The organism is Streptomyces sp. NPDC096152 (assembly GCF_044763235.1).
Lineage (GTDB): Bacteria > Actinomycetota > Actinomycetes > Streptomycetales > Streptomycetaceae > Streptomyces.
The window spans coordinates 144,545-169,193 of record NZ_JBIWFW010000005.1 but is presented as its reverse complement, the minus strand read 5'-3'; the positions used below and the strand labels follow the sequence as shown (position 1 = coordinate 169,193).

Annotated in this window: 20 protein-coding genes and 1 tRNA gene; 10 read left to right on the top strand and 11 right to left on the bottom strand. The window is 72.6% G+C overall.

Annotated elements, in window-relative coordinates:
- Nucleotides 1-34: 34 nt before the first annotated feature.
- From ACIQ9G_RS18475 to ACIQ9G_RS18465, 3 genes are all read right to left on the bottom strand, one after another.
- Nucleotides 35-2,464 (bottom strand): dolichyl-phosphate beta-glucosyltransferase, encoded by a 2,430-nt coding sequence (locus ACIQ9G_RS18475; protein WP_403610397.1) that lies wholly within the window; start codon nt 2,462-2,464, stop codon nt 35-37.
- Nucleotides 2,461-3,201: a GntR family transcriptional regulator gene (locus ACIQ9G_RS18470; protein ID WP_403610395.1), complete on the bottom strand. Its 741-nt coding sequence runs from the start codon at nt 3,199-3,201 to the stop codon at nt 2,461-2,463. Before ACIQ9G_RS18470 ends, ACIQ9G_RS18475 begins: the two co-directional genes overlap by 4 nt.
- A 67-nt stretch (nt 3,202-3,268) precedes the next feature.
- Complete coding sequence (locus tag ACIQ9G_RS18465) at nt 3,269-4,624, bottom strand: aspartate aminotransferase family protein (protein ID WP_403610393.1); 1,356 nt, start codon at nt 4,622-4,624, stop codon at nt 3,269-3,271.
- 279 nt (nt 4,625-4,903) lie between these two features.
- Here ACIQ9G_RS18465 and ACIQ9G_RS18460 point away from each other — a divergent pair, with 279 nt between their 5' ends.
- Nucleotides 4,904-7,261, top strand: coding sequence for a protein kinase (locus ACIQ9G_RS18460; protein WP_403610391.1), 2,358 nt, complete (start codon nt 4,904-4,906; stop codon nt 7,259-7,261).
- 113 nt (nt 7,262-7,374) lie between these two features.
- On the opposite strand, the gene ACIQ9G_RS18455 is transcribed toward ACIQ9G_RS18460, so the two are convergent.
- The gene (locus ACIQ9G_RS18455) at nt 7,375-8,127 is read right to left on the bottom strand and encodes an SLATT domain-containing protein (RefSeq protein ID WP_403610388.1); all 753 of its coding nucleotides are present in this window, start codon (nt 8,125-8,127) and stop codon (nt 7,375-7,377) included.
- 432 nt (nt 8,128-8,559) lie between these two features.
- Here ACIQ9G_RS18455 and ACIQ9G_RS18450 point away from each other — a divergent pair, with 432 nt between their 5' ends.
- The 7 genes from ACIQ9G_RS18450 (at nt 8,560) to ACIQ9G_RS18420 (ending at nt 15,150) form a co-directional block, all read left to right on the top strand.
- Nucleotides 8,560-8,901 carry a YbaB/EbfC family nucleoid-associated protein gene (locus ACIQ9G_RS18450; RefSeq protein ID WP_356184662.1) on the top strand — a complete coding sequence of 114 codons (342 nt, stop codon included), beginning with the start codon at nt 8,560-8,562 and terminating at the stop codon, nt 8,899-8,901.
- Nucleotides 8,902-9,021: 120 nt separating this feature from the next.
- Complete coding sequence (recR, locus tag ACIQ9G_RS18445) at nt 9,022-9,621, top strand: recombination mediator RecR (RefSeq protein WP_391679877.1); 600 nt, start codon at nt 9,022-9,024, stop codon at nt 9,619-9,621.
- Entirely contained in the window at nt 9,614-10,273 is a 660-nt protein-coding gene (locus ACIQ9G_RS18440) for a DUF5063 domain-containing protein (protein ID WP_392192296.1), read from the top strand. The genes recR and ACIQ9G_RS18440 overlap by 8 nt, the downstream gene beginning before the upstream one ends.
- 234 nt (nt 10,274-10,507) lie before the next feature.
- Complete coding sequence (locus ACIQ9G_RS18435) at nt 10,508-11,785, top strand: aspartate kinase (RefSeq protein WP_403610385.1); 1,278 nt, start codon at nt 10,508-10,510, stop codon at nt 11,783-11,785.
- Between the two features lie 55 nt (nt 11,786-11,840).
- Nucleotides 11,841-12,893: an aspartate-semialdehyde dehydrogenase gene (locus ACIQ9G_RS18430; protein ID WP_403610383.1), complete on the top strand. Its 1,053-nt coding sequence runs from the start codon at nt 11,841-11,843 to the stop codon at nt 12,891-12,893.
- Between the two features lie 506 nt (nt 12,894-13,399).
- The gene (locus ACIQ9G_RS18425) at nt 13,400-13,975 is read left to right on the top strand and encodes a SigE family RNA polymerase sigma factor (RefSeq protein WP_403611269.1); all 576 of its coding nucleotides are present in this window, start codon (nt 13,400-13,402) and stop codon (nt 13,973-13,975) included.
- Nucleotides 13,972-15,150, top strand: a complete 1,179-nt coding sequence (locus ACIQ9G_RS18420; RefSeq protein WP_403610381.1) for a hypothetical protein — start codon at nt 13,972-13,974, stop codon at nt 15,148-15,150. The genes ACIQ9G_RS18425 and ACIQ9G_RS18420 overlap by 4 nt, the downstream gene beginning before the upstream one ends.
- A 177-nt stretch (nt 15,151-15,327) precedes the next feature.
- On the opposite strand, the gene ACIQ9G_RS18415 is transcribed toward ACIQ9G_RS18420, so the two are convergent.
- The gene (locus ACIQ9G_RS18415) at nt 15,328-16,119 is read right to left on the bottom strand and encodes an SURF1 family protein (protein WP_403610379.1); all 792 of its coding nucleotides are present in this window, start codon (nt 16,117-16,119) and stop codon (nt 15,328-15,330) included.
- 305 nt (nt 16,120-16,424) lie between these two features.
- Here ACIQ9G_RS18415 and ACIQ9G_RS18410 point away from each other — a divergent pair, with 305 nt between their 5' ends.
- On the top strand, nt 16,425-18,251 hold the full coding sequence (locus tag ACIQ9G_RS18410; RefSeq protein WP_403610377.1) for a prolyl oligopeptidase family serine peptidase: 1,827 nt from the start codon (nt 16,425-16,427) through the stop codon (nt 18,249-18,251).
- Between the two features lie 29 nt (nt 18,252-18,280).
- Here the strand turns inward: ACIQ9G_RS18410 and ACIQ9G_RS18405 are convergent, their stop codons facing one another.
- The 3 genes from ACIQ9G_RS18405 to ACIQ9G_RS18395 all read right to left on the bottom strand — a co-directional run bounded on the left by ACIQ9G_RS18405 (nt 18,281) and on the right by ACIQ9G_RS18395 (nt 21,743).
- The gene (locus ACIQ9G_RS18405; protein WP_403610375.1) at nt 18,281-20,221 is read right to left on the bottom strand and encodes an NAD-binding protein; all 1,941 of its coding nucleotides are present in this window, start codon (nt 20,219-20,221) and stop codon (nt 18,281-18,283) included.
- A gap of 232 nt (nt 20,222-20,453) precedes the next feature.
- Nucleotides 20,454-20,987, bottom strand: coding sequence for a hypothetical protein (locus ACIQ9G_RS18400; protein WP_403610373.1), 534 nt, complete (start codon nt 20,985-20,987; stop codon nt 20,454-20,456).
- Between the two features lie 174 nt (nt 20,988-21,161).
- On the bottom strand, nt 21,162-21,743 hold the full coding sequence (locus ACIQ9G_RS18395) for a hypothetical protein (RefSeq protein WP_403610371.1): 582 nt from the start codon (nt 21,741-21,743) through the stop codon (nt 21,162-21,164).
- Between the two features lie 66 nt (nt 21,744-21,809).
- Between ACIQ9G_RS18395 and ACIQ9G_RS18390 the strand changes: the two genes are divergently transcribed.
- Nucleotides 21,810-22,145 (top strand): hypothetical protein, encoded by a 336-nt coding sequence (locus ACIQ9G_RS18390; protein WP_403610369.1) that lies wholly within the window; start codon nt 21,810-21,812, stop codon nt 22,143-22,145.
- Between the two features lie 205 nt (nt 22,146-22,350).
- Here the strand turns inward: ACIQ9G_RS18390 and ACIQ9G_RS18385 are convergent, their stop codons facing one another.
- The 3 genes from ACIQ9G_RS18385 to ACIQ9G_RS18375 form a co-directional block, all read right to left on the bottom strand.
- Nucleotides 22,351-23,112, bottom strand: coding sequence for a calcium-binding protein (locus tag ACIQ9G_RS18385; protein WP_403610367.1), 762 nt, complete (start codon nt 23,110-23,112; stop codon nt 22,351-22,353).
- A gap of 368 nt (nt 23,113-23,480) precedes the next feature.
- A tRNA-Pro gene (locus tag ACIQ9G_RS18380) sits at nt 23,481-23,554 on the bottom strand.
- 34 nt (nt 23,555-23,588) lie between these two features.
- Nucleotides 23,589-24,374: a Pr6Pr family membrane protein gene (locus ACIQ9G_RS18375; protein WP_403610365.1), complete on the bottom strand. Its 786-nt coding sequence runs from the start codon at nt 24,372-24,374 to the stop codon at nt 23,589-23,591.
- Nucleotides 24,375-24,649: the final 275 nt, after the last annotated feature.

The following is a 24,649-nucleotide window of genomic DNA, read 5'->3' as shown; positions in this document are numbered from 1 at the left end:
GGTGGTCATGGAAGAGTAGTCGGTGCGGCGCGGCTCAGCGTTCCTCGTGCAGGTCCCATACCCACACCCCGCCGGTCCACCGTCCCGGACGGCCCACGAGCTGCGTCACCGCCTGGCGCAGGGGCCCGTCGTTGGGCTGCGGGGCGAGCACCAGCGCCCCCGCGTGCCAGAAGGCGAAGTCCCGCCGGGCCTGCGCCCGCCAGTTCCTGCCGATGACCGGGACGACACCGCTGTAGCGCACGTCCCGCAGCAGGTCGGAGGTGTAGCGCGGGGCGGCGCCGTAGATGCCGGTGCGGTCCGGGCCGTAGGGGCCGTTGTAGTAGCCGCCGGGCATCCGGAAGCCGAGGTGGGCGGCGGTCTGCCAGCGCAGTGCCTCCGCGCCGCCCGGGTCGGGCAGCGGCACCGGGACGAGGGACTCGCCCTCGCGCACGTACGGCTTCCACCGGCCGTCCGTGAAGAACTCCGGCACCGGCGCCCGGTCCTCGGCCTTCAGCGGCGCCGGGACGATCGGGAGCAGGGCCAGGCACACCGCGAGCAGGCCGCCGTAGAGCGTGCCGATCCGACGGGTCGCCGTCAGCCGCTCGACGGCGACCGCGAGCAGCATGCCGAGCGCCGGGGCGCAGATCATCGCCAGCCGGCCCTCGATCACCGACTCGAACAGCGGCTTGTGAGCGAGCAGCGCCCAGGGGCCCGGGTAGACCGTGTCGGTCAGCGGGACACGGAATTTCGGGCCCAGGGACAGCAGCGCCGCGCCGCCCGTCGTGACGGCCAGCGCCTTGACCAGGGGCCGCTCCCACAGCCGTACGACGATCCCGAGGGCGAGGAGGGCCAGCGGCCAGCCGTAGAAGGCGTTCTGCTCGGTGGGGTTGAGGGAGAGCGAGTTCGCCCGCGCCGCGTCACCGAAGAGCAGGGACCGCTCGGAGAAGGCGAGCAGCGCGAGGGGGCTGTTGCCCGCGTTGTCGCCGTGCAGGACGCTCCGGTAGCTCTGCGGGCCGGTGAACTGCCAGTACAGCGGGTAGGCCACGATCGGCAGACAGACCGCGACGCCGATCAGCAGGCCCTTCGCCAGCGGCCGCCAGGCCAGCCGAGCCACGTCCCGGCGGACGAGCCCGTACGCGGCGGCGAACAGCGTCATGCCGATCGCGGCGAGCAGCAGCGGCTCCTCGCCGAGGAAGATCTGGTACGCCGCCATCAGCCCGAGCACGATCCCGTCCCGCCGGACCCGGGTGCCCGTGCACAGGCGCAGCGCCCGGTCGACGAGCAGCGGGATCATGAACAGGACCACGAAGTTCGGGTGCGCGTTGGCGTGGCTGACCATCGGCGGCGCGAAGGCGGCCAGCGCGGCGCCGAGGAAGGCGGCACCCCGCTGCCGAGCCACCCGCCTGACGATCAGCCGGTACCAGGCGGCGGCGGTGGCGGCCAGGCCCAGGGCCATGCAGACACTGAGGGCGACCGCCGGGCCGAAGGCCAGCGTGACGGGGGTGAAGGGCACGGACAGGCCCAGCATGACCGTGTTGGCCATGAGGTTGACGCCGTCCGGGAAGCCCTGGAGATCGGTGAAGAGCGGGTTGCGCAGGTGGGCGACGCTGTCGGCGGTGGCCGCGAAGAACCACTCCCACTGGTTCTGGTCCTGGAGGGAGTCGGGGAGGTAGCGGTGGGCCGGGTCGAAGAGGCGGCCCGAGTAGAGCGTCACCGCCATCAGCAGGAACAGGGCGCAGGCGAACAGGTCGGCGGGGCGCAGGGAACGGGCCTTGAGCCGGGCGAGTTCGGCCAGGACCCGGCCGTAGTCGAGCGCCCCGACCTTCGAGCCGGACCGGTGGGACCAGCGCACCGGCACCTCGGCGACCGGCCAGTCGGAGCGGTGGAAGTGCTGGAGCACCTCCACGTCGATGCCCCAGCCGTTGAGCCGGGAGGCCGCGAAGGCCTCGCGGGCCCGGTCGCCCTCGAACAGCTTGAAGCCGCACTGGGTGTCCCGTATGCCCGGCACGGCGACCCCGCGTATGAGGAGGTTCCCGGCCCGGCCCAGCAGCTCGCGCACCCGGTGCTGGTGCCGCTCGATGGTCGCGCCGGGCACCGAACGGGAGCCGATCGCCGCCGCGTTGCCCTCCCCGAGCGCCTTGTCGAGCTGCTCCAGCTCCTCGATCGGGGCGGCCAGGTCGGCGTCGGTGACCAGCACGCGCCGGCCGCTGGTGGCGGCGACGCCGAGGCGCAGGGCGTGGCCCTTGCCGCGGTTGCGGACGGCGGTCACGAGCTGGACCCGGGAGTCCTGACGCGTCGTCACGAGGTCCCGGGTGCCGTCGGTTGAGCCGTCGTCGGCGACGACGACCTCCCACGCGCCGAAGCGGCTCTCGTTGTCGGTCAGATACGCGACGACGGCGTCGAGGGTGGGGCCGAGCCGCTGTTCCTCGTTGTAGGCGGGGATCACCACGGACAGGTCGACGACCCGGGTGACGGTCCCGGTCATGCGGCTGCCAGCCGCTCGATCAGGGCGAGGGAGTGGGCGTTGTACTCGGCGACGACCGCGCGGGCGGCCGCCGTGTCCCGCGCCGCCAGGGCGTCGACGAGAGCGGTGTGCCCGGCCCACAGCATCCCGCGCAGGTCGGGGAGACGGCGCAGGTGCTGCACCGCGCACACCCAGGACTGCACGCGCAGCCGGTGCAGGAAGTCGCCGAGGTAGGGGTTGCCGAACAGGGCGCTCAGCTCGCGCCAGAAGCGCAGGTCGTAGCCGATCAGGACGGTGAGGTCGCCGGACCCGGCGGCGCGCTGCGCCTCCTCGCCGCGCCGGCGGACCACGGCGAGCGCGGCCGAGGTCCGCGGGTTGCCGGGGTCGCGGAACGCCTCGTGGCCCGCGTCCAGGGCCCGGAACATTCCGTCTATGACGAGAGTGCGCGCCTCGATCATCCCGCGGAAGTCGCCCAGGGAGTACTCGCGCACCCGGAAGCCGCGGTGCTGGTCCGCCTCCAGCAGCCCCTGCGCCGACAGATCGACGAGCGCCTCCCGCACGGGGGTCGCGGACACCCCGTACTGCTCGGCGATCTCCTTGACCGTGAACGCCTGCCCCGGCTGGAGCCGCCCGGCCAGCACCTCGTCCCGGAGCGCGTCGGCGATCTGCTGCCGCAGGGTACTGCGCGTCACTGCGCCGTTGCCGGGCATGGTCGGGGCGTCTCCTGGTGCGTGCGGGTGGCGTACTCGTACGTCCATGTCTACGAGCACGCCACCTTACGCGTTCGGGTTGCGCCCGCCGCGCGCCGACAAGGCTCTCCGACGGCTACGCCGTGTGCTCGTCGGCCACGGAGAGTGCGGCGTCGAGGACGGCCAGGCCCTCCTTCAGTTCGGCCTCGCTCACGTTGCACGGCGGGACGACATGCGTCCGGTTCATGTTGATGAAGGGCCACACGCCGCCGGCCTTCGCGGCGGCGCCGAAGGCGGCCATCGCCGCGTTCGCCTCGCCCGCCGCGTTGTACGGCACCAGCGGCTCCCGGGTCTCCCGGTTCCGCACCAGCTCCAGGGCCCAGAACATGCCCACGCCGCGCACCTCGCCGACGCTCGGGTGCCGCTCGGCCAGCTCCCGCAGACCCGGCTCCAGGACCTCCGCGCCCAGCCGGGCGGCGTTCTCGACGACGCCCTCCTCGGCCATCACGTTGATCGTCGCGACGGCGGCCGCGCACGCCAGCGGGTGCCCGGAGTAGGTCAGGCCGCCGGGGTACGGCCGCTTCCCGAAGGTCTCCGCGATCCTCCCGGAGATCGCCACACCGCCCAGCGGCACATAGCCGGAGTTCACGCCCTTGGCGAAGGTCATCAGGTCCGGCACGACGCCGAACAGGTCCGCCGCGAACCACTCACCGGTCCGCCCGAACCCGGCCATGACCTCGTCCAGGACGAAGACGATCCCGTACTTGTCGCACAGCTCGCGCACCCCGGCGAGGTAGCCGGCCGGCGGCACCATGATCCCGGCCGTGCCCGGGATGGTCTCCAGGATGATCGCGGCGATGGTCGACGGCCCCTCAAAGGCGATCGTCGTCTCCAGGTGCTCCAGGGCCCGCGCGCACTCCTGCTCCTCGGTCTCGGCGTAGAAGCGGGACCGGTAGAGGAAGGGCGCCCAGAAGCGGACCACGCCCGCCGAGCCGCTGTCGGAGGGCCAGCGCCGCGGGTCGCCGGTGATGTTCACGGCCTGCTGGGTGCCGCCGTGGTACGAGCGGTACGCCGACAGCACCTTCGGCCGCCCGGTGTGCAGCCGGGCCATCCGCACCGCGTGCTCGACGGCGTCCGCCCCGCCGTTGGTGAAGAAGATCTTGTCCAGGTCGCCCGGGGTCCGCTCGGCGATCAGCCGCGCCGCCTCCGACCGGGCCTCGATGGCGAAGGCCGGCGCGAAGGTGGACAGGGTCGCGGCCTGTTCCTGGATCGCGGCGACCACCTTGGGGTGCTGGTAGCCGATGTTGGTGAAGACGAGCCCGCTGGTGAAGTCCAGGTAGCGCCTGCCGTCGTAGTCCCAGAAGTACGACCCTTCGGCGCCGGCCACGGCCGGCGGGTCGATGAGTTCCTGCGCGGACCAGGAGTGGAACACGTGCGCGCGGTCGGCGGCCTTGACGGCGGCCCCGGTTTCGGGATTCGGCTGAGGGGTCATGCGGGGAGCGTAAATGTCCGGGATGCGGACGCGGTATCGGCGTCCTGTCTGTGGTGCGGGGGTTTCCACGACAGGTTGTCGAACGGGCCGCTCCGGGCGGGGCCGTCCGAGCCGGGGAGCCGGGGCCGGAGTCGGGGAGCCGGGGCCGGAGCCGGGGGCCGCTGTTACGGAAACGTAGACACCGGCCCGCCCCACCTCCTCCGACCTCCGCACTATTCTCGGAATGTTGCCGTGCTCAGGGGGGCGTGGCGGGGGACATCGGGGGGAGGCGGCGGAGCCGTGCAGACACTCGGGGCGGGGGATCCGCAGCGAATCGGGGCCTACCGGCTGCTGGCGCGACTCGGTGCGGGCGGAATGGGACAGGTGTACCTGGCCCGCTCCGGCCGGGGCCGCACCGTCGCCGTGAAGCTGGTGCGGCAGGAGCTGGCCGAGCAGGAGGAGTTCCGGGCGCGCTTCCGGCAGGAGGTGCAGGCCGCGCGGCGGGTCGGCGGGTACTGGACCGCGCCCGTCCTGGACGCGGACACCGAGGCCGTCGTGCCGTGGGTGGCCACCGGATACGTCGCCGGGCCCACCCTCCAGCAGGTCGTCGGGCACGACCACGGGGCCCTGCCCGAGCGGTCGGTGCGGATTTTGGCGGCGGGCCTGGCCAACGCGCTGAAGGACATCCACGCCGCCGGGCTCATCCACCGCGACCTCAAGCCGTCCAACGTGCTCGTGACGATCGACGGTCCGCGCGTGATCGACTTCGGCATCGCGCGGGCGCTGGAGACCGTCACGGACGGCGGGCTCACCCGGACCGGCGCGCTCGTCGGCTCGCCCGGGTTCATGGCGCCCGAACAGGTGCGCGGCGAACGGATCACGTCCGCGTGCGACGTCTTCTGCCTCGGCTCGGTGCTCGCCTACGCGGCGACCGGCGCCCTGCCCTTCGGCGGCGGGGACAGCGGGGTGCACGCGCTGATGTTCCGCATCGCCGAGCAGGAGCCCGACCTGACGAGGGTGCCCGAGGGAATCGCCGACCTCGTCCGCGCCTGCCTGAAGAAGGACCCGGCCGCCCGGCCGACGCTGGACCAGATCCTCGCGCGCACGGGCGCGCAGGACACGGTCCTGGACGGACGCTCCCGCGACCCGTGGCTGCCGAGCGCCCTGGTGGCCCAACTCGGGCGGCACGCGGTGCGGTTGCTGGACGCGGAGAACCCGGAGGAACCGGCCGCGCCGACGGTACCGGGGGAGGGGGCGGCTCCTTCCGCACCCCGGCTGGAGAAGACGCCGTCGGCGGGGGCAGGGGCGCCTGGAGGCGCCGGAGCGGCCGGGGCCGGAACGGGGGCTCCTGGCGCGCCCGCTGCCGGGGCCGCCGGGGCCGGAGTCGCCGTTGGGGCCGCTGCCGACCGGGCAAGTGCCGCTGCGAATGGGGGAGATGGCCCCGTCGAGGCGAGCGATGCCGCCGCCGGCCAGGGTAATGCTGCGGGCCAGGGGCAGGTTTCCGCGGGGCCGGACAGGGCCGCTGCCGGCCGGGCAAGTTCCCCTGGTGGTGCGGGAGATGACCCTGCCGGGCAGGGTGATGCCGCCGCCGGGCAGGGGAGCGCAGTGGGCAAGGACCAGGCTCCTGCCGGTCAGGGCGGGTCCGGCGCCGGCCACGGGAACGCCGTGGGCCAGGACCCCAGCGGGCACGGCGACGCCGGTGCGGCTCAGGGGCCCGCGCCCGCCTCACGGGCGGCCTCCCCCGAGCACGTGCCCGCCTCCGGCGCCTCCACTCCGGTCCCGCCGCCCGGCCGGCCGGGTGCCGGGGCGCCCGCCCCGATGGACCACCTGCCCACCATGGTCGCCGGTCAGGCACCCCCGCCGGGCCCGGCGCCCGTCCACCCGGTTTACGGCTATCCCCAGCAGCACCCCCAGTACCCGCAGTCCCCCGCGTACGGTCAGCCGCAGCCCGTCTGGGCCCTGCCGCCCGGTGCGCAGGTGCCCCAGGCCTACGGCGGCCTCGGCCCGACCCCGCCGTACGGTCCGCCGCCGGTCGGCGCCACCCCGCCCTACGGTCCGAGCCCGCTCCCGGCGCAGCAGCCCCCGAGCAGGAACGGACGCTCCACCGCCGTGCTGGTCGCGGTGGCGCTGGTCGTCGCGCTCGGCGCGGGCGGCACGGTGTACGCGCTGATGAAGGGCGGCAGCGAGGACCAGGGCAGCGGCCCCGGCCCCTCGCCGACCACGAGCGCCCCCACGACCCCCGGCCCGGCCACACCGGGATCGTCCCCGGCGACCTCCCCGCCGGACAGCCCGGTCTCGGCCGACGGATCGATCCCGGCCGCGTACCTCGGCACATGGTCGGCGTCGATCACCAACGCGCTCGGCGAGAACCCCCGCCAACTGACCCTCACCCAGGGCGATCCGGGAGACACCGTGCTCACCCTGGTCGCCGACGGGCCGACCGGCGGCGGCTCCTACCACTGCGTGTTCGAGGCCCGGCTCACCCAACGGCCGGGCGCCAACGGCCCCTTGGAGATCGGCCCCTCCACCGTCACCTCGGGGCAGCCCCGGTCCGCCTGCACCCCGGGTGCGGCCACGGAGGTCACCCTGCTGCCGGACGGCAGTCTGGAGCGCGTGAACACGAGCAACGGGGAGAAGCTGACGTACACGAGGCAGTGACGGACGACGGGCCCGTCACATACCGGTGCGCCGGGCCACCGGTTCACCGGCGCGTCGGTTCACCGGGCCGCCGCCTCACCGGGCCGCCGGTTCACCGGGGCGCCGCTCCGGGCTCAGCGCGGCTCCGGCGGCCGCTGCCGGGGCATGTTGGGCCGGGCGGTACCCGGCGGAAGCGGGAACCGGCCCGGCACCCCGCCCGGCTCGGGCCGCGTGCCCCCCGGCACCGCCGACTGGAGCCCCATCGGCGCCGAACCGATCCGGAACTCCACCATCCAGTCGGCCGTCTCGGTGCGCACCAGCTCGGTCACGTCCTCCGAGAAGCGCCGCAGCACCCCGAGACACCGCTCGGCGGCCTCGCCGGCCGTGCCCTCCGCCGGTCCCAGCACCTCCCGCACGCTCTCGGACGCCCAGTCGAACTGGAGCACCTGCAACCGCCGCTGCACCGCCTGCGCGGTCGCCACGTCCCTTATCCATCCGGACGTCACACCGAAGTACCGGTCGATCCCGACACATGCCACCGAGAGCAGCAGCGCCAGATACCCCCAGGGCGCCACCCCGCCGATCACCCCGGTGAGATCCAGCAACGGCAGCCCGGCCCCGGCCACCGCCCCCGCCGCGGCCCCGCAGCGCAGCACCCGCGCCCCGCGCCGCTTCCAGACCCGGTCCCCGAGGTACCACTCGGCGGTGCGCAACGCCCCGCGCTCCACCCACCGGTACAGCTCGTCCAGCCGTTCGGCCGGCTCGCCCCAGTCGCCGAGCGGGAAGGGCCGCCCGGTCAGATCGCCCGGCCGCGACCCGGCCGCCCCCTCACCCTCACCCCGCGCGTCCTGAGGCCGACCCTCGGGCTGCATCTCCGGCTGACCCACCCGGCACTCCCTACTGATCACGGTGCGTGACGCCGGTAGACGCTGGTACGCCCGTACGACGCTGCCCGTCGCTCCGACCCGACTCCGGCCTGCCCGGGCCCGGTTCCGGCCTGTCCGGCTCGGCTCCAGCCCGGCCCCGGCCGGTCCGGCTCGGCCCGGCCCGGCCCGGATCAGTCCCCCCAGTGAGCCCGGTGGCCCCGGTGGTCCCGGTGCGCCCGGTGCGACGGACCCCTTCCTACCGCCCCTGGGCGGTGGAGCGGCGCGATGCGCCGTTTTTCCGCCCGGAAGAGGGGCCGTGATCTGGTGGAGACTCACGCGCGGCTCACTCGAAAGAGTGGCGGGGCGCCGTCCGCGTGTACCACGTAGGCTCGTGCACAACGGGGCTGTGACACGAACCCCGCCCGGACAGTCGTAGGAAAGCAGGAGCCGATCGTGATTCCCGGTGGTGGCCAGCCCAACATGCAGCAGCTGCTCCAGCAGGCCCAGAAGATGCAGCAGGACCTGCAACGGGCGCAGGAGGAACTGGCGCGGACCGAGGTGGAGGGCCAGGCGGGCGGCGGACTGGTGCGGGCCACCGTCACCGGCGCCGGCGAGCTGCGCGCCCTGAAGATCGACCCGAAGGCGGTGGACCCGGAGGACACCGAGACCCTGGCCGACCTGGTCGTCGCGGCGGTCCAGGCGGCCAACGAGAACGCGCAGGCCCTCCAGCAGCAGAAGCTCGGCCCGCTGGCCGAGGGCCTGGGCGGCGGCGGTATCCCGGGGCTCCCGTTCTGACGTTCTCCCCGCGAGCTCCCCGTACCGCCTTCCTCGGACAGGTGGCGGCCAACTACCGTACGTTCTGACAGGCGGTGCGTGCGGACCACCCGCGCGCACCCGACGCAGGAAGGCACTCCGTTGTACGAAGGCGTGGTCCAGGACCTCATCGACGAGCTGGGGCGGCTGCCCGGCGTCGGTCCCAAGAGCGCGCAGCGGATCGCCTTCCACATCCTGCAGGCGGAACCGACGGACGTACGGCGGCTCGCCCATGCCCTGCTCGAGGTGAAGGCGAAGGTCCGCTTCTGCGCGACCTGCGGCAACGTGGCGCAGGAGGAGCTGTGCGGGATCTGCCGCGACCCGCGCCGCGACCCCGCCGTCATCTGCGTCGTGGAGGAGCCGAAGGACGTCGTGGCCATCGAGCGCACGCGCGAGTTCCGCGGCCGGTACCACGTCCTCGGCGGCGCGATCAGCCCCATCGAGGGCGTCGGCCCGGACGACCTGCGCATCAGGGAACTCCTGGCCCGGCTGGCGGACGGCACGGTCACCGAGCTGATCCTCGCCACGGACCCCAACCTCGAGGGCGAGGCGACGGCGACGTACCTCGCCCGCATGATCAAGCCGATGGGCCTGAAGGTCACCCGCCTGGCCAGCGGCCTCCCGGTGGGTGGCGACCTGGAATACGCGGACGAGGTGACCCTCGGCCGCGCCTTCGAGGGGAGACGACTCCTAGATGTCTGACGCGACGCTGCACGCGACCAACCGCAACCCGGACGACTTCGCGGTCCAGATCGCCGACCAGATCGAGAGCTTCCTGGTCGCGGTCACCGAGGTGGCCAAGGGCGACGAGCCGGACTCCGCGGTGCCCTTCCTCCTGCTGGAGGTCTCCCAGCTGCTGCTGGCCGGCGGCCGTCTCGGCGCGCACGAGGACTTCCTCCCCGACGAGCGCTACGAGCCCGACTCCGGCCCCGAGCAGGACGTCGACAAACTCCGCGAGAACCTGGCCCGCCTGCTGGAGCCGATCGACGTCTACTCCGAGGTCTTCGACCCCTACGAGCCGCGCCGTGCGCCCGTCCCCGCCCGCATCTCCGACGACCTGGCGGACGTCGTCACCGACCTGCGTCACGGCATGTCCCACTACCGGGCCGGCCGCACCGCCGAGGCCATGTGGTGGTGGCAGTTCTCCTACTTCTCCAACTGGGGCTCCACCGCCTCCGCCACCCTGCGCGCCCTGCAGTCCCTGGTCGCCCACGTCCGCCTGAACCAGCCCCTGGAGGAGCTCGACGGCCTGGACACCGACCAGGGCATGGGCGACGACACGCTGGAGTTCGAGGCCGGGAAGGTCATGGCTCAGGAGATCGCGGGACCGCTGGGTCTGCGGACGCACCCGTAGGGCTGTCGGTAACCCGTCCGTGTGCCTGTGCCCGTCGGCGGGGCTGCCCCTCTGTGACCCCGGGCACTTTCCGAGTGGCCGGGCGCTGTCTGGGCATGAGCCGTCCTGAGACAGAGGCGTCCGGACATCTCACCATGCGATATCGCAGAGGGGAATTTCGGACGCTCGATAGACTGAGCCGACCGCACCGCGACTGCGCGGATGCGACAGAGACGGACTGAGCGAGGAGCGCACGTGGGCCTTGTCGTGCAGAAGTACGGAGGCTCCTCCGTTGCCGATGCCGAGGGCATCAAGCGCGTCGCCAAGCGAATCGTGGAAGCGAAGAAGAACGGCAACGACGTTGTCGTGGTCGTTTCCGCGATGGGCGACACGACGGACGAGCTGATCGATCTCGCCGAGCAGGTATCCCCGATCCCTGCCGGACGCGAGCTCGACATGCTGCTGACCGCCGGAGAGCGGATCTCCATGGCCCTGCTGGCCATGGCGATCAAGAACCTGGGCCACAAGGCCCAGTCGTTCACCGGCAGCCAGGCAGGTGTCATCACCGACTCGGTCCACAACAAAGCCCGGATCATCGACGTCACGCCGGGCCGCATCCGGACCGCCCTGGACGAGGGCAACATCGCCATCGTCGCCGGTTTCCAGGGCGTCAGCCAGGACAAGAAGGACATCACGACCCTGGGGCGCGGTGGTTCCGACACCACCGCCGTGGCGCTCGCGGCCGCCCTCGACGCCGGGGTCTGCGAGATCTACACCGACGTCGACGGCGTGTTCACCGCCGACCCGCGCGTGGTGAAGAAGGCCCGGAAGATCGACTGGATCTCCTTCGAGGACATGCTGGAGCTGGCCGCGTCCGGCTCCAAGGTGCTGCTCCACCGCTGTGTGGAGTACGCGCGCCGGTACAACATCCCGATCCACGTCCGCTCCTCCTTCAGTGGGCTGCAGGGCACCTGGGTCAGCAGCGAGCCGATCGAGCGAGGGGAAAAGAAGGTGGAGCAGGCCATCATCTCCGGTGTCGCGCACGACACCTCCGAGGCCAAGATCACGGTCGTCGGCGTGCCCGACAAGCCGGGCGAGGCCGCCTCGATCTTCCGCGCGATCGCGGACGCCGAGATCAACATCGACATGGTCGTGCAGAACGTGTCCGCTGCCTCCACGGGCCTGACGGACATCTCCTTCACGCTGCCGAAGACCGAGGGCCGCAAGGCCATCGACGCGCTGGAGAAGAACCGCGGCGGCATCGGCTTCGACTCGCTGCGCTACGACGACCAGATCGGCAAGATCTCCCTCGTCGGCGCCGGGATGAAGACCAACCCGGGCGTCACGGCCGACTTCTTCACCGCGCTGTCCGACGCGGGCGTGAACATCGAGCTGATCTCGACCTCCGAGATCCGTATCTCGGTGGTCACCCGCAAGGACGACGTGCCGGAGGCCGTGCGCGCCGTGCACACCGCCTTCGGGCTCGACTCCGACAGCGACGAGGCCGTCGTCTACGGAGGCACCGGGCGGTGACCGCCCCCTCGCACCGGGCGGTGACCACCGCCCCCTCGTACGGAGGCGTACGACGATGACCGTCCGACCGACGCTCGCGGTCGTGGGTGCGACCGGAGCCGTCGGCACGGTCCTGCTCCGGATCCTGTCCCAGCGCGCGGACATCTGGGGCGAGATCCGCCTGATCGCCTCGCCGCGCTCGGCCGGCCGCAAGCTGGCCGTGCGCGGCGAGGAGGTCGAGGTGGTCCCGCTCACCGAGGCGGCCTTCGACGGTGTGGACATCGCCCTGTTCGACGTCCCCGACCAGGTCGCCGCCCAGTGGGCGCCGGTGGCTGTGGACCGGGGCGCCGTGGTGGTCGACAACTCCGGCGTCTTCCGCTGCGACGGCGACGTGCCGCTGGTCGTGCCCGAGGTCAACCCGTACGCGGCGCGGCGGCGCCCGCGCGGGATCATCGCCAGCCCGCACTGCACGACCCTGTCCATGATCGTGGCGCTGGGCGCGCTGCACGCCGAGTTCGGGCTGCGCGAGCTGGTCGTCTCCTCGTACCAGGCGGTGAGCGGTGCCGGGCGGGCCGGCGTCGAGACGCTGCGCCGGCAGCTGTCCCTGGTCGCGGGCACGGAGCTGGGGACCAACCCCGGTGACGTGCGGCGCGCCCTCGGGGACGACACCGGGCCGTTCCCGGAGCCGGTCGCGCTGAACGTGGTGCCCTGGGCCGGGACGCTGTGCGACGACGGCTGGTCCTCGGAGGAGATGAAGGTGCGGGACGAGTCCCGCAAGATCCTCGGCCTGCCGCGGCTGCCGGTCGCCGTGACCTGTGTCCGGGTCCCGGTGATCACCGCGGACTCCCTCACCGTCCACGCCCGCTTCGAGGACGAGGTCACCGTCGACCGGGCCCGCGAGATCCTCGCCACGGCCCCCGGGGTGGTCCTGTGCGACGACCCGGCCGCCGGTGAGTTCCCGACGCCCGCCGACGTGGTGGGCACCGACCCCACCTGGGTCGGGCGACTGCGGCGGGCGCTCGACGACCCCACGGCGCTGGAGTTCTTCGTCTGCGGCGACAACCTGCGCAAGGGCGCGGCTCTGAACACGGCGCAGATCGCGGAGCTGGTGGCGGCCGAGCCGGGGTGAGTTTCACTGTTACCGCGGGAAATCCCCTGACTGCGGCGTGAATCATTTGTAGGATTCACGTAAGAGCGTGATCCAGTCGATGGTCCGGACCGCTTGATCCGCGCCGTCTCGACGTCCGAAGATTTTCCTCCCCGCCCTCCGCAACCACGCGGAGGGCGGGGAGCGTCTTTGCGGTCGCCCTTCGGGGGGCGTGGACGCTCCGGGGCGTGGGGACGCCCCGGTCAATGAGGACACAGGGGAAGAGCGGGACGCATGTGGGCATGTGAGGAGCCGTCTGACGCGCTGCCTGACGCGAGAACGTTGTCGGAGGCGCGATCGGACGCAAAAGTGATGCCCGGCACGTACAACCTCCGAGGGGGTAGACGTGTCCAACTGGCGTGGCAGAGGTACTCGACTTCTCCCCCGCGCTCTTCGAGCAGGGGGTACTCCCAGCGGCGACCCGCGGCACGGCCTTGCGGCCGCCCCGCGCGGCGCTCCGTCCGCGCATGGCCGGCACGCCCGGCGGCATGCCGGTGATCGCGCCCATGCCCGCCGCGCGGCCCGCCCGCATACCGAACCAGCGTGACGGCGCCGAGGGCGGCGTGGCGGCCGGCACCACCGTCGACCACCTCACCGAGACCTACCGCGCCCACTACCGCTCGCTGCTCGGTCTCGCCGCCCTCCTCCTCGACGACACCGCCTCCTGCGAGGACGTCGTGCAGGAGGCCTTCATCCGCGTCCACTCGGCCCGCAAGCGCGTCCGCGACCCCGAGAAGACCCTCGCCTACCTGCGGCAGACGGTGGTGAACCTCTCCCGCTCGGCCCTGCGTCGCCGCATCCTCGGCCTGAAGCTGCTGTCCAAGCCGATGCCGGACATGGCGAGCGCCGAGGAGGGCGCCTACGACCAGCTGGAGCGCGACTCCCTGATCAAGGCGATGAAGGGTCTGCAGCGCCGCCAGCGCGAGGTGCTGGTGCTGCGCTACTTCGCGGACATGACCGAGGCCCAGGTCGCCGAGACCCTCGGGATATCGCTCGGATCGGTCAAGGCGTACGGCTCGCGCGGCATCGCGGCGCTGCGCGTCGCCATGGAGGCGCCGGTATGAGCGAGCACGGCGAGGGGCGCAACTCGCACGAGCGGCACGAGCCCTACGCGTGGCACGAGCCGACGCGGCCACACGAGCAGGACGACACGCAATCGCACGCTGGGAACGGAACCGTGAACCACAGCCCCGACGAAAAGGGCCCCGAGGGGTTCGACTCGGAAGAGCTGGATCTGCGCAGCATGCTGCACCAGGCGGTGCGGGACATCGAGCCGGTCGACGGCACGCTGGACCACCTCCGACGTGCGGTGCCGGCCCGGCGGGCCCGCAAGCGGCAGGCAGCCGTCGGCATGGCGGCCGCCGCCCTGTTCATCGGCACCGCCATCCCGGCCCTGGTGCACGTCTCCGGCTCCACCGGCTCCGACGCCAACCCGGCCATCGCCGGCCAGGCCTCGCAGGCGCAGGGCGGCACGGGCGGGGGCAAGGGCCCGGACGGCGGGGCGAGCACCGCCGGCGGGCCCTCCGGCCGGACCTCCGAGCAGGACAAGGGCGGCGGCAGGAAGGACCACAAGGGCGGCACGGCCACCGGTGCCGGCAGTGGATCCACCGGCGGCACCGGCACCCCCTCGACCGGCACCGGAACCAGCGCACCGGTGTGCGCGGCCACCCAGCTCGGCTCGGCCACCGCCACGGTCGACGCCCCGGACTCCGCGGGCGTGGTCTACGGCACCTTCCACATCACCAACGTCTCGGCCTCCAGCTGCACCGTCGGCGGCCCCGGCGGCGTGACCCCGCAGGCGCAGGGCGCGGCCGACCCGACGAAGATCAGCGTGGTGGCCCACACCTCGGGCGACGCGGCGGCCGGACTGCCCGACCCCTCCACCGAGGTGTCCGGGCTGGTGCTCCTGCCGGGTTCGGCGTACGAGGTGAAGTTCGCCTGGGTGCCCTCGGAGACCTGCCCCACCACGGGCGGCGGCGGCACCGGCACCACCGGTGGCACGGAGACCGGCGGCCCCTCGCCGGACCCGTCGCCCAGCCAGGACGCGAGCGCGACCGGCAGCACCACCACCGGAACCGACCCGGGCACGTCCCCGCAGCTGATGACGGAGGGCGGCACGGCGGACGGAAGCGTCGTGGTCTCCCACACCCCGGAGGCGGGCTCACCGACGGTCTCCACCGTGGTATCGAACGCCTGTGCGGGCACGATCTACCGGACCGGAGTGCTGGCGACGTCCTGAGGAGCGGGGGCGCGCGATGGCGGGGCGCGCCCGTGCCCAGGCCCGTGCCCCAGGTGGCGGCACGGGCCGGCCGGTCCGCCGCCCACGCGCCCGGCACACCCCGCCGCCCGCACCGCGAGGCCCACGCCGCGAGGCCCACGCCGTGGGGCCCGCACTGCGGGGCCCACGCCGCGGCGCTCACACCGTGGCGTGCTCCTCGTCCGGGTCCGGGTCCGGCACCAGGCCCAGCTCGGCGTCCCGGACGTACTCGACCTCACGCCGCACCAGCCGGAACCACATGAACACCACGAACCCGGCGAAGACGAACCACTCACCGGTGTAGCCGAGGTTCTGGAACGCCTTCAGGTCCAGCCCGGTGTTCGCCGGCGCCGTGGCCGGCACGGCCTTCATCCCGGAGTCGCCCGCGCCGAGTGTGATCCACGCGTCGTACACGTCGTACGGCACGAGATTCACCAGTGAGGCGGCGCTGATCGCGCCGGTCTGCCCGGCCGGGAGGCCGCCCTGGGTGCCGACCCCGTTGTCCCCCGGTGTCTCCGACGCCTGCAGGGCGCCGGTGACCGTGACCTCGCCGGCGGGAGGAGCCGGAGCCTTGGCCGGGTCCGCCTTCCCCGGCAGCCAGCCCCGCACCACCGGCAGCGCCTTGCCGGAGCCGGTCCGCAGCAGCGTGAGCACGTAGTACCCGCGCCTGCCGTCCAGCTCGCGGTCCGGGACCAGCAGCTGCTTGCCGTACCGGCCGGTGGCGGTGGCCTGCCTGCCGGACGTCCGCTTGTCCACCGGCAGCAGCTCGGCCACCGGGCGGGCAGCCTCCCGGCGGTCCGACGCGGCCCGGGCGCTCGCCGTGCGGTGGTCCTGCACCCGCGCCTCGAACCGGCTCAGCTGCCACGACCCCATGAACACGCAGAAGGGGATGGCGAGCAGCACGAAGACGTTGATGCCCCACCAGCGGGGCGTCAGCAGAAACCGGTACACGCCCTCAACGGTACGGGGCCGCCGGGCACCACCGGGCCGCGGGGCGGCCCCGGGTCGGTCCTGGGCCGTTCCCGGGTCGGTCCGGGGCCGTTCCCGGGTCGGTCCGGGGTCGGCCCTGGGTCGGTCCCGGGTCGGTCGTGGGTCGGTCCCGGGCCGCTCTGAGCGAGTACATGAGCGGAATCCGCTGCCGGACCGAACCGCGGCCGGACGGGAATCGTAAGGGGATCGGAAGGGCCCGGTCGAAGTTGTCCACAGGCTGGGGGCCCCGACCGCGAATTGTCGGCCGGAGCAGGCACTATGGGGCCATGACTGAGAGCAACGGGTCCGACGCGCGGGATCAGCGGGAACAGACCGAAAAGATGCCGGAGTGGGAGAAGCGCTTCCGGGCGCCCCGGGTGTCGCTGCCGGACTGGGCGGAGGACGCACCGGACCGCTCCCTGTTCGTGTCGAACGCGACGGGGACGTACGAGCTGTACGCCTGGGACCGTGCGACGGGTGAGCAACGCCAGGTCACGGACCGGCCGAACGGCACGACGGACGGTGTGCTCTCCCCCGACGGCCAGTGGATCTGGTGGTTCGACGACAAGGACGGCGACGAGTTCGGCGTCTGGCGCCGCCAGCCCTTCACCGGTGGACCGGACGAGCCGGCCGCGGCCGGCCTGGACCCGTCGTACCCGGCGGGCCTGGCGCTCGGCCGGGACGGCCGGACGGCGGTGGTGGGCCGCTCCACGGACGAGGACGGCACGACCATCCACCTCGCGCGGGCCGGCGGGACCGTCGCCGAGATCTACCGCCACCGCGAGTCGGCGGGCGTCGGCGACCTCTCCCACGACGGCTCGCTGATCGCCGTCGAGCACACCGAGCACGGCGACGCGATGCACTCGGCGCTGCGCGTGCTGCGCCCGGACGGCACCACGGTCGCCGAGCTGGACGACACCAAGGGCGGCACCCAGGAACTGGGCCTCGAGGTGCTGGGCTTCGCGCCGGTCGACGGCGACACCCGGCTGCTCATCGGTCATCAGCGGCGCGGCCGCTGGGAGCCGCTGGTGTGGGACGTCGCCACCGGCGAGGAGACGGACCTGGCCCTCGACCTGCCCGGCGACGTGAGCGCGGAGTGGTACCCGGACGGCACCGGTCTGCTCATCGCGCACAGTTTCGAGGCCCGCAGCGAGCTGTTCCGCTACGACCTGGCGAGCCGCGAGCTCGCCCGGATCGCCACCCCGCCCGGCACGGTCTCCGGGGCGACGGCCCGCCCCGACGGCAGTGTGGAGTACCTGTGGTCCTCGGCGGCCGAGCCGCCCGCCGTGCGCTCCACCACGGGCGAGGTGGTCCTGGACCCGCCCGGAATGAGGTCCCCGGGGTCGGTGCCGGTGGAGGACGTGTGGGTGGAGGGCCCCGGCGGCCGTATCCACGCCCTCGTGCAGCGCCCGGCGGGCGCGACCGGCCCGCTCCCCACCGTCTTCGACATCCACGGCGGCCCCACCTGGCACGACAGCGACTCCTTCGCCGCGGGCCCGGCCGCCTGGGTCGACCACGGATACGCCGTGGTCCGGGTGAACTACCGGGGCTCCACGGGCTACGGCCGCGCGTGGACCGACGCCCTGAAGCACCGTGTCGGCCTGATCGAGCTGGAGGACATCGCGGCCGTGCGCGAGTGGGCGATCGGCTCCGGTCTCGCCGACCCCGAGCGCCTGATCCTCACCGGCGGCTCCTGGGGCGGCTACCTCACCCTGCTCGGCCTCGGCGTCCAGCCGGGGGCGTGGACGCTGGGCATCGCGGCGGTCCCGGTCGCCGACTACGTCACGGCGTACCACGACGAGATGGAGGCGCTGAAGGCCATGGACCGCACGCTGCTCGGCGGCACCCCGGAAGAGGTCCCCAAGCGCTTCGAGGCGTCCTCGCCCCTGACCTACGTGGACCAGGTCAAGGCCCCGGTGTACATCTCCGCCGGGGTGAACGACCCGCGCTGCCCCATCCGCCAGATCGAGAACTACGTCAAGCGCCTGGACGCCCGCGGCGCCGTCCACGAGGTCTACCGCTACGAAGCGGGCCACGGCTCGCTGGTGGTGGACGAGCGCATCAAGCAGGTCCGCCTGGAACTGGACTTCGCGGAACGCCACCTGCCGAGATAGCCGACGGCCCCGTGCGGGCGGGTGGGTGCCTACGTGCCCGCCCGCTCCCGGCCCCGGCGCCCCAGCAGTTCCGCCAGGCCCCGCCGGGTCGCCGCCAGCACCACGCGGTCCTCGGCGCGCAGAACGTAGGTGCCGGGCAGGTTCCACACCAGCCCCGAGGGCCGCCCGGTGTCCTCGGCCGCCGCCTCCGCGGCCGGCTCCCGCCGCTGCTGTGCCGTCAGGCCCGCCTCCAGGGCCAGCACCCGCCAGTACCCCGCGCGGAACGCCTCCGCGACCGTCCGGCCCTCCAGCTGCGGGTGCCCGCCCACCTCCACGGCCGCGAACAGCAGCACCCGCCGCTCCACGGGGATCGCCCCGAGGATCTGCCGCCCGAACATCGCCCCGGCGAACGCGGGCGCCGCCAGGTGCGACACGCTGCGGCTGCGCGTCAGCGCGTGCGGGTGCGCGGCCCGCAGGGTGCGGTACACGGCGGTGGCGAAGTCGTCGTCGTACAGGCGCAGCACGACGCGCAGGTCGGGACGTACCGACCGCGCGTACAGCACGGCCTCCAGGTTCGTCGTGTCGGCGCTCGTCACCGCGAGCAGCGCATGGGCGCGGTGGATCTTCGCGGCCTCCAGGACGCCCTCCTGCGTGACGTCCCCGAGCACCACCGGCACCCGCAGCCGCCGGGCCGTCGCCAGCCCCCGCGCCTCGGGCCCGGACTCCACGCACACCACCGGAATGTCCAGCTCCCGCAGCCGCGTCAGCACCCGGGTGCCGATCTTCCCCAGCCCCAGCAGCACGACGTGCCCCCCGAGCCCGCGCGGCGGCTTGCGCAGCGCGGACGCCGACCGGAAGGTTCCCAGCGCCTCCAGTACCGCGGCCAGCAGCACCGGCAGCAGCAGCAACCCCACCAGTCCGGAGAGGAGTTGAAGAATCTGCCGCCCGATGGACCGGCCGAGGGCCGGGTCGTCGATGGCGAACAGGTCGAGCAGCGTCAGATACAGGGCACCGAGCGGATGGATCCCGGTCACCACCCACAACGCCACCGCGAGCGCGAACACGCATCCCACGAGCCCCGCCAGCGACCACCGCAGCCGCCGCGAGAACAACGACGTGAGCGACGGTACGACGCCGGTCCCGCGCCCCGCGGACAGCGCCGGGCCGGCGTACGACACCTGCTCCAGCACCACGGTCCCGCGCCCGGTGGCCTCGCGTACCGCCGCCTCGTCGGGCAGCAGCCGGGGCCGCTGCTCCCCGCTGCCCTCGGAGCCGTCCGCGCCCGCCGGGTCGGTGCTGGTCGCCGACAGCAGCGCCAGGGTGCACAGCCCGGGATCGGCGACCTGCCCCGGCGCGGGCGGCGGCCGTTCCACCGCGCGCAGCAGCAGTCCGTCGGTCTGGACGACCTTGCTGGTGCCGGCGACGGCGCTGGCGGCCAGGGCGGGCGCGGCCGTGTCGGCGTCGGACAGCACGGTGGTGGACGCGTCGGCCCCGAAGGCGTCGTCGCTGCCGACGGCCAACACGGCCGCCTGGTCGAGGAGTTCCTCGATGTGCTGCCCCAACCGCCGGTTGTACAGGCGCAGGACGAGCCGCAGCCGCGGATTGATCCTGCGGGCGGTCAGGGCGGCGCGGATGTTGGTCTCGTCGTCGTCGTACACGAGCGCCAGCGCGGCCGCCTGCTCCACACCCGCCGCCACGAGCACGGCGTCGGTCAGCGTGGCCGCCTCCAGAAGGTGATCGGCCTCAGAGGCCGACCCGCCGCCGGTGCCACCGGCGCTGTTGGCGCTGTTGCCCCCGTTGCCGCCGGCCCGGCCCACGGCGGCGCTGACCACCCGGTCCAGCAACGCCGAAGCGGCCCGGCCCCGGCCGACCACCGGCGGGCGGACGCCGCGCTCGGAGGGCGGCACGACCAGCGTGACCTGCTCACCGTAGACACCACGCAACTCGGCGGCCAGCCGGTGCGCGAGCCCGTCGTCGCCGCACACCACCATGTGCGCGCCCGAGTAACCCGGCGCACTCCCTTGATACGGAACGCTCCCCACGAGGAAGAAGACTGCCGCACCGGGACGACCGGTTCCAGAACCGCCCCCTCGGACGGTCAAGCCCCTTCGCCCCCACCCCCAGGGGTTCACCCTGTGCCCGGAGCGGCGGGGGAGGGCACAGAGCGGACTCCGACGAAGAACGGCCGCCGGAGGTCAGGTGCCCGAAGGGAGGTGCGGCGCCTCAGACCGTTTCCCCGGGTACCGCCTGGAGGAGGTTCGGGACACCGCAGGCACTGGCCAGGAGGTCGGCGTACTCGGTGAGGATCGCCCGGGTGTCGCGCAGGGAGGAGCGCAGGTCGCCGGCCAGTTCCCAGGCCTGCTCGTGGTCCCGGCGCGAGCGGTCTGCGGGACGCCGGCTCTCCCAGTCCTCCAGGACGGGGTGCCAGGCCGCGAGCAGCGGCCGGATGCCGTAGTTGAGCATGGCGACCGCCAGGTAACCGAAGTTGTACTGCCCGTCCTTCTTGGGCTCCGCGACCTCGGGGCCGTACTTGCGCAGCACTTCCCGGGTGGTGCCGAACAGGGAGTACAGACTGCTGAGCGCGTCACGCAGCAGCCCCTCGTCGGTCCGCAGGGGCACGACCGAGACACGGGTCACCAACTCGACGTACAGCTCCCAGGCGGCCCGCCGTTCCGCGTCGTTCGGCTCCCAGGTACCGGAGATCTCCAGCACGCGCAGGTTCAGCTTCACATTGACGCTCTTCGGTGCCCGCACCATCTTCTGCCCCCTCGTGCCGACCGCTCACGGCCTCGACGACTCACACCCTGGGATCACCGTATACGGAGCGTCATGGCTTGTGCGCTCCCTGACTCCGGAAACCCGCACGGGCGGCACGGCTCCGGCGGCGCGTCCCGATGACCCCGCGCGGCCGGAAACGGCTCTCGGGGCTGATCAGTCCAGGAAGTAGGACCAGAACGGGATCGTGGCGTACTGGTGGTCTTCCGGTGTCGGCCTCGAGCGACCGAACTCGTGGTGGAAGTAGTCGACCAGGTCCGTGCCGTAGCAAATGATGTCCGTCTGATACATCGACACCACGGGCGTGCCCGTGCGGTCCGGGTCGGCAAGCAGATACCTGTGGGAGTAAATCGGCACCATCACCGGGATTTTGGCCAAGGAGGTGCGAGCCACATCCAAGGCGTCCTGGGTGCCGCTCGGCCGCTGATCCCACTCCGGATGCCAGAAGCCGTTGCGCTCCACGTCGAACAACACACCGTCGATCGGCCAGGCCAACCGCTCCGCCAGGTCCTCCGCGTCGCCGTCCCGCCAGTCGGGCCAGCGACGGCTGCCCGTTGGCAGTCCTGCACCCAGCAGCGTCCGGTGCTCCGGCGCGAAACGGAACCCCCAGCGTTCCTCGACCTGGTCGAGCTCCCGCTCACTCATGCCCCGCTCGATCTCGACCCGGGCAGAGAGCATCGCGAGCAACCCACGAGCGTCGTCCGAGGTCAGCGGGTTCTCGGCGCTGATCGAAGTCATACGTGGAACGGTAGGCCACCTGCGGCCGGCAGGGAGACGTCGTCACGCTCTGGGCATTCTGGGGCGGTGGCAGCAGTAGCCGTCGACGACGGTGATGAAGCAGGGAACTGGCTCGCGCTCATCTGGGGCGAGCTGACCGATCGGGTCGGGTTGCGGCCTGCGGAAGTGGAACAAGCTGAGGCGCATATGATCACTGCCGCCCGTGAGTGGCTGACCGTCGAGGGTGACCAGGAGGCTGAGGCGCGCTACTTCGACCGCTGGCTTCTGAACATCCTCGGGTTCGAGCCTCGTTCGGCCCCGCCCCGGCCTGGTCCACGATCTTGGAAACCGATGTGGCAGCGATGTCACCGTGGGTTCAAATCCCACCGCCTCCGCTCGACGAGCTGTGAGAACGGCCCCTGACCAGGGTTGGTGGTCGGGGGCCGTTCGCTTGCCCGGGCTCCGGGACTTCCCGCCGTTCCCCCGTGGTTCCCCGCTCGATCGGGCAGGGCTGGGCACGGGGAACTTCTGAGCCGTAGGTCCATGTGGATCGGTCGTTGACGTTCATACCGGCCGGGCGACGGCCTTAGGACGCTGCCGGACGGGCCCGGTGTCGGCGTCCCGCTGACTACTTGGTGTCGACGTAGTCGCCGGCGGCCTTGGCGGAGGCCGTCGTGGTGGTGCCCGCGAAGGCGTAGCGCCAGTAGCCGTCGGCGGATGCGGCGACGGTGGTCCTCAGGGTGCCGGTGCTGCTTGTGGTGACGGTCTTGACCGTGGTGTAGGTGCTGCTGCCCGCCTTGCGGAACTGCAGCTTCACCGACTGGTTGGCGTACCCGTGATAGGCGTTGTCGTCCCAGTTGGCCCGGCTGAGCTTGCCCGTCACGGTCAGCGTCGCGCCCTTGCTCACCGGTTCGGGCGAGGCGTCGGTCGTGAGCTTGGCATACCGCTTGACGTAGAACTTGTCTGGGAAGTTCTCCGTTATGACGTCGTGGTCCTTGGAGCTGATGTCCAGGTATGCCTGCCAGGCCCCCGCCTGCGCGTTCTCCAGTCCGTAGTAGCCCGGGTCCATGACGTAGCTCATCGAGCAGGTGGCGGTGGTGGCGTTGACGGCCTTGCACCCCAGGTTGTCGTGGTATCCGAAACCGGTGGCGGTCGCTGTGCTCCAGATGTCGGAGTAGGCCGCGTTGATCCCGGAGCTGTCCGTGGCGGTGATCGCCAGGATGAAGGTCTTCTTCTCCGTGGTGCCGACCACGACGGACTTGCCACCGTTGAACGACACGTTTGTGATCTTCAGATCTCCGTCCCCGGTCACGGCCTGGGCGGCCGGACCGGTCAGCGCCGACAGCGCCACCGCGCACGGCAGCAGAATGCCGACGGCAAGCTTGCGCATGAAACCCCCCACAGGGCAGGCCCACCGTACTGATCCATGACGGTGGGATGTTGAACAGGTGTGCGGAGTGTAGAGGCAGGCGAGCGAGCCGATTGTGGCAGGGACCCGATGGACGTTGACCCGCGCCTTCCTGGGGTGCTCGGCGGCGTTTCTCCTGGCTCGTCGGGCACTCGGGGACGACCCCGACCGAGGAGGTTTACCGGAAGCAGATCCGGCCCGTGATCCAGACCGGTGCCATGGTCATGGACGGGATCTGAGGCGACGATCCACGAGGGGTAAAGGCACTCGGGGGGGGGGCGATGGACGCGCAGACGAAACAGGTGGACCACCTACTCACATGAGTAGGTGGTCCACCTGCTTTTTCTCTGTCGGGGTGGCGGGATTTGAACCCACGACCTCTTCGTCCCGAACGAAGCGCGCTGCCAAGCTGCGCTACACCCCGATGTCACTGCGTTGCCGCGGCGACGACGTTTACTTTAGCCCACCGGTGGCCGGAGACGAAATCCGGTTTTGTAGCGACGGCGGACGGGGTTCGGGCGGGTGTGGTCCAGGGCCACGAGGAGGACGGCCAGGGCGTAGAAGGAGAGGCCCAGGAGCAGGGCGTTGCCGAGGACGTGCTTGTAGCCGTGCCGGACGACGTCCAGGAATGGGTACAGGTAGCGGCCCGGTGCACCGGGGTGGAGCAGTTCGCCTCGGGTGAGGGAGAAGGCCAGGTAGGCCAGGGGATACAGCATCCAGGTGGCCGTCTGGCGCAGGTGCAGGCGGTCGGGGGTGGTCAGCAGGAGCCAGTCCAGGAGTGCCGCCACCGGGGCCGCGGTGTGGATGATCGCGCCGGCCGCCGCCTGCCACATCGTGTGGGTGCCCGGTGCGCCGGTCAGGGAGAACGACGTGGCCGTGCGGGTCAGGAGCAGGTGGTAGACCAGGCCCGCGATGATGACGTAGAGCAGCGCCGCGCCGGTCAGTGCCGAGGGCAGGGGGCGGCGGGCGGTCCACGCTCTGCGGGCCGAGGAGGCCATGACGGCGGCCAGCAGGATGGCGGCCTGGATCGCGAAGTGGCTCAGGACGTGGGCCGGGGGGCCGATGGCCACCTCGACGGCGACGGCGGCCGCGGTCGCCGCGGCGACCAGCAGGCGGTGGAGCGCCGTCCAGGGGCGTCGGGTGGGCTCCACCACCGCGGTCGCGGGGACGGCGGAGGGCATCAGGACGGGTATGCCCGGGATCGCTGGGAGATCCGGTATGTCCCTGGGGATCGGGGCGGTCATGCCCTCACGGTATGGAGAGGGGATGAACGGGGCGATTCGGGTGCGCTGTCCGAGTTACGGCAGGTCGGCGCCGGGGGGCACGGTTCCGGGTCGTCCGGGTGGCTCCCCGGACCGGACCGGCCGAGGCACTTCCGGGTCGTCCGGGTGGCTCCCCGGACCGGACCGGCCGAGGCGGTTCCGGGTCTGCCGGGTGCCGTGGGACCCCCGGCCCGGCCCGGACCGGCTGGCGCAGTGCCGGGTTGGGGCAGGCCCCGTCCGGAGACCTGCCCAGGGCT